The following is a 10,345-nucleotide window of genomic DNA, read 5'->3' as shown; positions in this document are numbered from 1 at the left end:
GATACTAACCAAACCCACTTGCCCCAATACGTATTGGAAGTAGTACAATTGAATGCCCATTTTGAGAAACATCGAACCGACACTTAAAATTGTAAAAATCGAGAGGATAATGAACGGACGATTGGTTAATAGGCCTTTAATTGACTTCATGCCATCCCCTTTTTTCCTTGGTGTATGATCAATAATTCGCTCATGAGTTCCAGAGTAGCAAAGGATTTGTGAAATAACGCCAGCCGTGGCGAAGATCATGACGGTGGTCACGTATCCAATCTTTGGTGTTGCAAAAATTGCGACTAGTGGAATAACAACCGCGCCAGTAAGTAAGGCTGCCATCTGTCCAGTCAAATTTCGCGCTGCTGCTAAAGAAGTTCGGTCCCCTGAATCCATGGTCATTGCTGCAGCTAACGAGCCGTAAGGAATATTTACGACCGAATAGAAAAATCCCATGATATTATACGAAATAAAGGCGTATATGATTCTACCGGTTTCACCAAAGTTTGGCGTAATAAAACAGGCAACCGTTGCAATCCCAAGGAATAATGAACCGTATAAAATGTATGGCCGAAATTTTCCGCGTTTAGAGATATGTTTACGAGAATCCACAAATGCTCCAACACTTGTATCAACAAATGCATCGAAAAATTTGGCAATTAAGAAAATCAATCCGCCCCAATATGCTGGGATTTGCAACACATCGGTGTAAAACTTCAGCAGGAACAACTGGGCAAACTGAAACATCAATCCGTTGCCTAAATCGCCTAATCCATAAGCAACTTTTTCTTTCATCCTTAACTTCTCTGTTTTCAATTTAGATTCCTCCTTAAATCTGTTTGGATAATGTCCCACCCTTGGACTTTTATATCTAAGCGCTTTCATTTTGTGCAAAACAAATCGGAACCCGCGAAATCACGTGTTCCGATCCGCATCTTACTTGTTATTTTTTATACCCAAAATCAGGAATGTTTGTCCAACGCTTCTTCAAGTACCGGACGACCATCTTTGGTTCCCGGGACCGGGTGAAGATCCCCTTCTTATTGCCCTGTACCCGCTGGATGCCAAATTTCGTCTGGAAGTCGGCACAGTTCCACAGCTGTTCGCCGACAAAGTGTGGGAATTCATCAAAGACCTTACTGGTCATACGATAATAGTCTTCTTGGAACTCTTCTGAAAATGGTTCGTCATAATTACTGTGAAGCCCAGGAATTGTGTCGGCACCATATTCGGTATACATGATGGGCTTGTCGGGAAACTTGTCGGAGTATGCCTTCAACTCATCTCGGGTTGCTTTTTCAGCGGTTGCCAAATCACCATTCCCAACGTACCAACCATAGTAACGATTCAAAGCAATCACATCGACTAATGATACGCAGTTGTCAGTCTTGGGGTTCGCCATCATGATACTCGTGTAAGTACATGGCCGTTTTTGAGGATCCAATTGACGTGCTTCATCAAACAACGGCTTGAAGTATTCATAGGCCCCCTTGGAAAAAGTTGCCGCTTCGTTTGCAATTGACCACATTGCGACACAGGCATGGTTTTTATCACGTTCGATAATTTCTTTAATGACCTGCTTGTGAGCATCGGCCGTCTTTAATTTCGTCCAAGTATCGTCTTGATAGTCGTCACTTTCTAACATTGAAACGTCGAAACCAAAGCTAACCATCAATCCAACTGCTGGTGTTTCATCAATTACGACAATACCTTCACGATCGCATAAACGCATCATTTCTTCTGAGTATGGGTAATGCGACGTTCTAAATGAATTGGCGCCCATATCCTTCATTAAATGAATATCCAAAACATTAGTCGGTTCGTTGAATCCGCGACCGTGGACGTATGAGTCTTCGTGTTTGCCAAAGCCCTTAAAGTAAAATGGTTCCCCGTTAATCAGGAATTGGGCATTTTTGACTTCAACTTTGCGAACGCCAAACTCCTCGGTATAACTATCAATGACCTGACCGTTTTTCAGTCCTTCAACTCGTGCTCGATACAGATACGCATGCATCGGCTGCCAAAGATGCACGTCCTTAATCGTCAATGTTTGGTCAGCTGAATGGCCACTTACAATCGGCTTCCCATCTTGATCCAGGATTGTCACTTTAACGTCGTCAAATTCACCTTCAGTGGCAACTTTCACCTGAACATCTGCGCGACTGTTCTCAAGGTCGACATTTGGCACAACCGTAATATCGTTGATGTAACTGGTTGGGGTTGAATAAATCTTCACCGGACGCTGGAGTCCCGCATAGTTGAAGAAGTCAAAGTTTTCGTCAACGTGGCGAATTTTGTGCCCCGAAGCATCAGTTGTTTCACTATAATTCCCCACTGGTAACGTGGTGTAGTCGAGAATATTGCTTAATTTAACGGTTAGCCGATTATCGTTAGCAACCAGGTAGTCATTAATTTCGACTTCAAATGGTGTGAAGCCACCCTTATGGTGCGTTATTTCTTGGCCATTCAGATAGACCCATGCCTCATGAGTCGCTGAACCAAACCGCAAAACCAGTCGTTGAGAAGCAAGCGGCTTGGCAATATCAAAACTGGTTTCATACCATACAAAGCCGTTGTGCTCGCGAATCTTCTTTGATGCCGTCTGGTCGTTAAATGATGCCGGCACTGAAACGACATCTTCAGTGGGTAATGGCTTCTTCGGATCGATCGGAGTTGTCTCCTCATCGATCATAAATTTCCAAAGACCAGATAGGTCAAGTAGTGTTCTGCTGGGTGTTGTCAGTGGGTATAGCATTGTTAAATTCCTCCATTTAATTAAAATCATCTTTTCAATATCTAAAGGATAGTCTAAAATCAAGGATGATACTTATACAATATTAATATTAACCGGACTTTCATGACTTTTATGTAACCGCTATCAAGGAGGCGTGTCGCGTGTCCCAACAAAATTCACACCAAACAGCTGAACTGATCCACTCAATCACCCACATTGACGTTGCCTTGTTTACCCAAGACGGACGCGCCTTGATCCGTCTTCAGGACAACCCAACTGCAGATCTTCAAGCGCCAGAACAACTTCAATCAATCATTGACAGCCTGAAACCGCTGGAAGTTAACCATTACCTGGTGACAAACTCGGCATTGCTCACTTGGGTGGCGGTTAAACTTGCGACCCCCACCGGTACAATTGGCTTACTGGGACCATTTTTAACCGCGCCACCAACAACGACTGAAATCAACGCGATTCTGATCAAAAACAACGACACGATTAGTGAGCGCCGCCAATTAGAGCAGCGCTATCAAAGTCTGCCAGTCCTTTCATCACAAAGGATTGCCGATTTGGCCACCCTGATGATCAATCTATTTAGCCAACCGCTGATTATCCCTCAAAAACAGGGGCAATCAGATGACACCACCCATTTCAGGGACCAATCGATTGCCACCGTTAATTCTGATAACAAACGTCAAATCGAAGAAAACTATCTTAATGAAGAAAAGATCACCAATGCAATTGCGACTGGAAATCAAGCTGCAGTCCGGCAACAGAACACGACGATGACACGGATTTTTGACTCGTTTTCCAAGCGGATTCCCAACCAGCCACTGCGGTCATCAAAAAATATCTGTTTTGTCTTCAACACCATTTGTCGAATCGCGGCTCACCAAGGTGGCGTTCATCCAGTCTTTCTCAACGCAATTTCAGAAAAGTACGCCCTTCTGATTGAACGGCAAAATAACTTGGCTGGGCTCCACACGCTGGTCGGTTCAATGACGACTGAATATTGCCAGTTAGTCCAGGATGTTTCAACTTCCGGCGCCTCGCCAATGATCAAACGCGCGCTTGATTATATTCTCCTCAATTTGGGACACCATATTGCGTTAGACGACATTGCGGCCGCAGTTGGCAGCCATCCATCGTACTTATCCAGAAAATTCAAGCAGGAAATCGGCCTGAGTGTGACGGACTATATCAACCAGCGGCGGATCGTCGAAGCCAAGAAATATCTGGTGCACGCTGAGCCGTCGATTACCGATATTTCCCTGATCACTGGGTTTAACGATTTAACCTACTTCATTCGGGTCTTTAAGCGTTTCGTGGGCGTGACACCATCCGAATTTCGTCGCCATCCGACCGATTCAGCCCCACAAAAGTAAGGTATAATGGCTTTAACAATCATTTTCAGGAGGTAGTTTATGAAAATCAATCAGTTTGCTTATGTTCCCACGAACCATGATCAAATCGTTAAAGAGTTGGCGGATATTCAATTCTTAACCGCTCAAACGAAAAAGATGGCCGATCCAGTCATGCTGTATCGCCAATTTTTATTGAAGTTCTTTATTGAAAAACAGAGCTTGGCAACCCGGACTCAAAAAGTGTTCAATTTAATGGCGACCCCAGAACTGAATGCTTACGAGTACACCACCACCCAAGACACCGTCTCAAAGTTGGCCTTCTATAACGTTGGCCTACAGCTCTTAGGGTTTGAAGTCGGCCTGGACTTTGACCTCCATGATCCATTTAAATCAATGACTGAATGGAAATTGCCGGTCGCCGACGTTCCTGATACGTTGAATCGCGATCAACTCATTGATGCTTGGTACAAGCTGCTTAACACCCGGACCAAATTTGGTCAGACGTTGATTGACTATTTGGCCGGCCAAGGGTACTACCACCAATTTTTTGATGACGAAGGCACGCTCAAACAGCCATTGATCTTCAACGGTAAATCCCAAGCGGTGTTCGATACCAGCAAGCTGATTCGCGATGTTGTTTACGTTGAAGCGCCACTGGACACCGACCACGACGGCAAACGCGACCTGCTCAAGGCAGAAATTATCCGTCCAGCCGATACGGAAGGTGGTTTGAAGGTGCCGGTTGTCTTCACGGCCAGCCCGTACGATCAAGGAACCAACGATAAACAAGCCGATGATATGACCCACGATGTCAACAAGCCGCTCACCCGCAAGGAACCGAACAACTTGACTTATGAAGACGTGAAGTTTGATTACGACCACTCGAATTTACCGGCGCCAAGAGCCGTTCAGGCAACCAGTGAAGTCGCAGAAGAAACCTTCGTCAAAACCTGGACCTATACGCTAAATGATTATTTCTTGGCCAGAGGATTTGCCGTGGTTTACTCATCCGGGATTGGTACTAAGGATTCTGACGGTGTCCGCACCACCGGAACACCCGACGAAACCATTAGTGCAACTGCAGTTATTGAATGGCTCCACGGTGATCGGACCGCATTTACCAATCGGACCGACCAAGTTGGCATCAAAGCATGGTGGTCCAACGGCAACGTCGGCATGACCGGCCGTTCATACTTGGGCACCTTAGCTACAGCTGCTGCACTGACCGGCGTTGATGGTTTCAAGACCGCCATTGTTGAAGCCGGCATTTCCAATTATTACAACTACTACCGTGAAAACGGCTTGGTCGTCGCGCCTGGCGGCTTCCAAGGTGAAGACGCTGATGTCTTAGGTGAAATCACGTTTAGCCGCGAACAATCCGCCGCTGATTACTTAAAGATTAAGGACACTTGGCTGGCACAACTGAAAAAGCTGACCAGCGGCCAAGATCGACAGTCTGGTAGTTATAACAAGTTTTGGGATAATCGAAACCTCCTGAAAAACGTCAACATCAAAGCAGATATAATGTTGGTTCACGGCTTGAATGACTGGAATGTCAAGCCCTTACATGTTTATAACCTCCGAAATACTTTAAAAAATGAAGCCATTACCCAAAAACTCGTTCTTCACCAAGGTCAACATGAGTATCTTAATAATTTCCGTTCAGTTGATTTTACTGATTTAGCTAACTTATGGTTAACCAACAAATTACTGGACGTCGATAACCAGGCGAACCAAGTCGTTCCAGACGTGTTAGTTCAGGATAATGCCGAACCCGAAACTTGGAATACTTATCAGGATTGGGGAAGCGATGCCGAAGTCAAGACCATTTCGTTAAACGACCAACGGTTCACGGACCTCAATGAAAATCAAAGCTTCAACGACCAGCTGCCACAAGACCTGTTTAAACAATACGTGGCTGAAACCCACAAATGGCAACACGCTTTGTTTACCAAGTCGCATTCCAAGATGGATAAGCACGCCATTAAGCTGGTTACCGAACCTTTGGATCAAGACATGATCGTCGACGGTGAAGCAAAAATTACCTTGAGGGCATCCAGCAGCGCGGATCTGGGCTTGTTGAGTGCAGCGCTGGTTGACTACGGTGATGAAAAGCGTTTAACGGCTGTCCCACAAGTCTTAGCCGCCCAAAAGATTATTACCGGCTATAACTGGCGCAAGGATGACTTGAAAGAGTTTCTACCGGAACCAAAAGTCTCCGCATACAAGAAATTTACCGATGCCCACATGAACATGCAAAACCGCACCAATAATTATAAATCAGACGATCTTAAAGCTGGCCAATACTATAACTTTGAGATGGCCTTTCAACCAACGTTCTGGCGACTCTTAAAGGGCCATCAACTGGGGATCATCATTTACGCCACCGACATGGACTACACTATTCGCGGAAACCAAGACATTACCTATTCAGTTGACCTGGGCGCTTCTCAAATCGAACTTCCGTTGCTTGCCGGCAATGCTAATAACCGCTAAATGTGATATGATTTTTATAAATAAGGATAAGGATAGGTGATTATATGAAACAGGGAACAAAGATCATTACTTTGGATAACGGATATCACTTATGGACCAACACACAAGGGACCGGCGATATTCATTTGTTAGCATTACACGGTGGCCCTGGTGGTGAACATGAATACTGGGAAGACGCAGCCAAGCAACTTAAAAAGCAGGGCTTGGACGTGCAGGTGACGATGTATGATCAACTTGGCTCATGGTATTCCGATAGTCCTGATTTCAGCGATCCAAAGAACCGCGAAGACATCCTAAACTACGATTACTTCTTAAATGAAGTCGATGAAGTGCGTGATAAGCTTGGCTTGGATAACTTCTACCTCATCGGCCAATCATGGGGCGGACTGTTAGTTCAAGAATACGCCGCCAAATTTGGTCAACACTTAAAGGGCGCCATCATTTCATCAATGGTTGACCGCATCGACGACTACACTGAGCACTTGGAAGAAGTCCGCGAAAAAGCGTTAACTCCTGAACAAGTTGCTTACATGAAGGATTGTGAAGCCAAGGGCGATTATGACAATGACAAATACCAATCATACGTTGATATTTTGAACAAGGGTTACATCGACCGTAAGCAGCCTTCAAAACTATCCCATTTGATCGATGTTACCAACACAGATATTTATGGCGCTTTCCAAGGCGACAACGAATTCGTTGTGACCGGCAAATTAGCTGAGTGGGACTTCACCGATCAGCTCAAGAACATTAAGGTGCCAACTCTGGTCACATTTGGTGAACACGAAACCATGCCGATTGCCACTGGAAAACGAATGGCTGAAATGATTCCAAACGCCAAATTTGTCTCAACTCCAGAAGGCGGTCACCATCATATGGTCGACAATCCAGATGTTTACTACGATCATCTGGCAACCTTCATCCGAGAAGTTGAAAGCGACACGTTTAATAAATAAATCAACTCACGATATTCTCGTGCAGTCTAAAAGGCCGAATCAAAAGTGGTGAACTTTTGACTTGGCCTTTTTCTGTTGATTTGAAGTTATCTAATTAAAACGTGCGCCAAAATAGCAGCTTCCGGACGAAGCCAATCGCTATTTAGCCACACCTTCCCTTTTAAACATGCCACAACCGCTTTTCCTGTACTAACCATTGATGTTGACATTGCTTCAATCGAATTTGAACCCGGATCCAGGTGAGCAGCCGACAGCATCCATTTGGATGTGGCTTTTTCAAATATAACTGCCTTTGCCAATAAGTAATGTCAGCCGATATTTGACACTTGGTTAACCATTTATAATCATGACGCAAATACCGATTCACCCGCGCATAAGGTCCTGCCTTCCAATACTCGGCGGCAACAAACTGGCTTCGAGACACTGGAAATTTGTGGGCGCGAGCCGATGATAATTGATAGAATTTAATGATTCTACCAATCCCAAATGGTGGCTGGGTTTTTACTTTGAATTGTTTCCAAGCGTCCTTAGACATCTTTTTTTGGTACTTGGATTCCAGGTATGGGGCCAGTGGCACGACAATCAACGCATTTTGTAACAGATTTCTTCCTTGTGGATCCCCGTTTAATGCGTGTTGAAGATCCATCGTCAGCCGGTATTTCTTAACCATACCGTTCACGTATTTGACGTCAACACACCATGGCCGCTTTATATTTGGCAAAAATTGTTTCCTCCCAACCTACGCAATTGAATGAATGACCGGATTAAAGAAATGGAAATACCGATGGTGTTATTTTCGCAACGATTCGCGCTGTAACAACTTAATCGGCAGTACATATTTGTCCAACAGCTGGTCGTCGTTTTGTTGGAGCCGGTTGAACAACAATCGGACCAACAGTTCGGCAATATCGCTGACTGGTTGAACGATGGTACTTAACTCTGGGTGATATTCCTGAACGTAATCCGACCCATCGTAGCCAATCACTTGAACATCTTTGGGAATTTGCATCCCCAGCTTACGCGCCTCTTGCATACATAACAGGGCCGTTTGATCGTCGGTACAGAAAATGCCGTCCGGATGATAACCCAGCAATTTCTCCCGCAATGTTGCCCGTCTAATCGTTGGCGTCGAATTAAACGGAAATTCCACCACTTCAACGGGAAATTTACGATCTGCGGCAATTTTCTCAAATCCGGTGATCCGGGCATTATTCGGTGCCTTCTTTTCCAAACTGCCCGAAACCAGCATGAACTTTTTAGAGCCCTTCTCGATCATCGTCCGAGCGGCCAATTCGCCCCCAGCCTGATTATCACTGCTGACCGTCGGAATCTTATTTTGAAAATAACGGTCGGACGACACAATTGGCAACCCCGACATTTTATACTCTTCAATTCCTTCATTATGAGACCCGGTGATAATACCATCAACCTGGTTCGCCAATAACATCTTTAAATATTGCTGCTCTTTTTCAGGATTGTCCATGCTATTGCAAATAATCGCCTTATATCCGTGCATAAACAGTCGATTCTCAATTTCAACGACCAACTGGGCAATAAAAGGATTCTCCAAACTGGCAAAAATTAGTCCGACGAGCTTAAATTGTTTTCCCTGCAGGACACGGGCCGCTAGACTCGGTTGATAGTTCAACTGCTGCATTGCAGCGAATACCTTCTCCTTGGTATTGGCCGAAAGATATCCCCGGTCATTAATGACACGTGACACAGTTGTCACCGATACCCCTGCTAATTTTGCAACATCTGCCAACTTGGGCTGCATGAAATCACCTTCCCATCGCGTTTTATCAGTCTAAGTATAGCATATTGAAAAAATATTTTATGGAAATTTATGTCAAACGATTGACACATGAACATGTAAGCGTGTATCATGTGTTTTGTGAAAGGGGTTTCAAAAACTGTGAGAGGTGAGCACTTTGATTAACAATCAACAAAACCCAACCTGGTGGAAGAACGCCGTTGGTTATCAAATATACCCGAAAAGCTTTTATGACAGTAATAGTGATGGCATCGGCGACCTTCAGGGAATTATTCAAAAGATCCCTTACATCAAGTCACTTGGCGTAAACTTCGTTTGGTTATCACCATTCTTCGCTTCGCCAAACGTCGATAATGGTTACGATGTGTCAAACTATGAAGATGTTGATCCTCAATATGGCACATTGGATGACACATTCAAGATGATCGATGATTTTCATCGAAACGATATTCGCGTCGTCTTTGACCTCGTCATCAACCACACATCGGATCAGCATCGATGGTTCCAAGAAGCTAAGAAATCCATTGACAATCCCTATCATGATTTTTATATCTGGCGCAAAGCTGATAACGGCAAGCTGCCTAACAACTGGGTATCACTATTCGGTGGCTCAGCTTGGGAATACAACCCGGCAACTGACGAATATTACTATCACTTATTTGCCAAGCAGCAACCTGACTTGAACTGGGAAAATCCCAAGGTTCATCAAGCAGTCATGAAGATCATTGATTGGTGGGCAGCTAAAGGCGTTGATGGCTTCCGGTTGGATGCCATCTCACATTTGAAGAAAAATCAGTCATTCGCAGATGTCGCAGACCAAGAAGATGCCATGAATAACGTGCCAGGCATTGACAAACTGCTCGCTGAATTGAGCGCCGACTTCAAGCGCGACCATCTCATGACTGTCGGAGAAGCTGGCGGGGTCCCTGTTCGTCGGGCTCAACAGTGGGTCAATTCAAAAAACGGCTATTTCGATATGATTTTTCAATTTGATCACGTTAGCTTTTGGGAAAAGTTTACGGTTGGTCAAGTC

At 44.7% G+C, this 10,345-nt stretch carries 8 protein-coding genes; 4 read left to right on the top strand and 4 right to left on the bottom strand.

What is annotated here, in order from left to right; all coding sequences use genetic code 11:
* Positions 1 to 807, bottom strand: an 807-nt coding sequence (locus tag AB3112_RS04745; protein WP_367334042.1) for a glycoside-pentoside-hexuronide (GPH):cation symporter, incomplete at its 3' end; no start/stop codon positions are given.
* 127 nt (positions 808 to 934) lie between these two features.
* Positions 935 to 2,746, bottom strand: coding sequence for a beta-glucuronidase (gene uidA, locus AB3112_RS04740; protein WP_367334041.1), 1,812 nt, complete (start codon positions 2,744 to 2,746; stop codon positions 935 to 937).
* A gap of 140 nt (positions 2,747 to 2,886) precedes the next feature.
* On the opposite strand from uidA, the gene AB3112_RS04735 reads away from it, so the two are divergent.
* From AB3112_RS04735 to AB3112_RS04725, 3 genes are read left to right on the top strand one after another with little or no spacing between them, the layout of a single operon-like run.
* The gene (locus AB3112_RS04735) at positions 2,887 to 4,107 is read left to right on the top strand and encodes a helix-turn-helix domain-containing protein (RefSeq protein ID WP_367334040.1); all 1,221 of its coding nucleotides are present in this window, start codon (positions 2,887 to 2,889) and stop codon (positions 4,105 to 4,107) included.
* 39 nt (positions 4,108 to 4,146) lie between these two features.
* Entirely contained in the window at positions 4,147 to 6,582 is a 2,436-nt protein-coding gene (locus AB3112_RS04730) for a Xaa-Pro dipeptidyl-peptidase (protein ID WP_367334039.1), read from the top strand.
* A gap of 44 nt (positions 6,583 to 6,626) precedes the next feature.
* Complete coding sequence (locus tag AB3112_RS04725) at positions 6,627 to 7,538, top strand: proline-specific peptidase family protein (protein ID WP_084974556.1); 912 nt, start codon at positions 6,627 to 6,629, stop codon at positions 7,536 to 7,538.
* Positions 7,539 to 7,698: 160 nt separating this feature from the next.
* Here AB3112_RS04725 and AB3112_RS04720 read toward each other — a convergent pair whose 3' ends face one another.
* Positions 7,699 to 8,259 carry a hypothetical protein gene (locus tag AB3112_RS04720; protein ID WP_084998403.1) on the bottom strand — a complete coding sequence of 187 codons (561 nt, stop codon included), beginning with the start codon at positions 8,257 to 8,259 and terminating at the stop codon, positions 7,699 to 7,701.
* A 69-nt stretch (positions 8,260 to 8,328) separates the two neighbouring features.
* Positions 8,329 to 9,315 (bottom strand): LacI family DNA-binding transcriptional regulator, encoded by a 987-nt coding sequence (locus tag AB3112_RS04715; RefSeq protein ID WP_084974552.1) that lies wholly within the window; start codon positions 9,313 to 9,315, stop codon positions 8,329 to 8,331.
* A gap of 154 nt (positions 9,316 to 9,469) precedes the next feature.
* Between AB3112_RS04715 and AB3112_RS04710 the strand changes: the two genes are divergently transcribed.
* Positions 9,470 to 10,345 (top strand): alpha-amylase family glycosyl hydrolase (locus AB3112_RS04710; RefSeq protein ID WP_367334038.1); only part of this gene is annotated, 876 nt, incomplete at its 3' end.

This window comes from Lentilactobacillus sp., from assembly GCF_040773105.1.
Lineage (GTDB): Bacteria > Bacillota > Bacilli > Lactobacillales > Lactobacillaceae > Lentilactobacillus > Lentilactobacillus parabuchneri.
The sequence above is the reverse complement of the archived record's forward strand: the minus strand, read 5'-3'. Positions and strand labels throughout refer to the sequence as shown.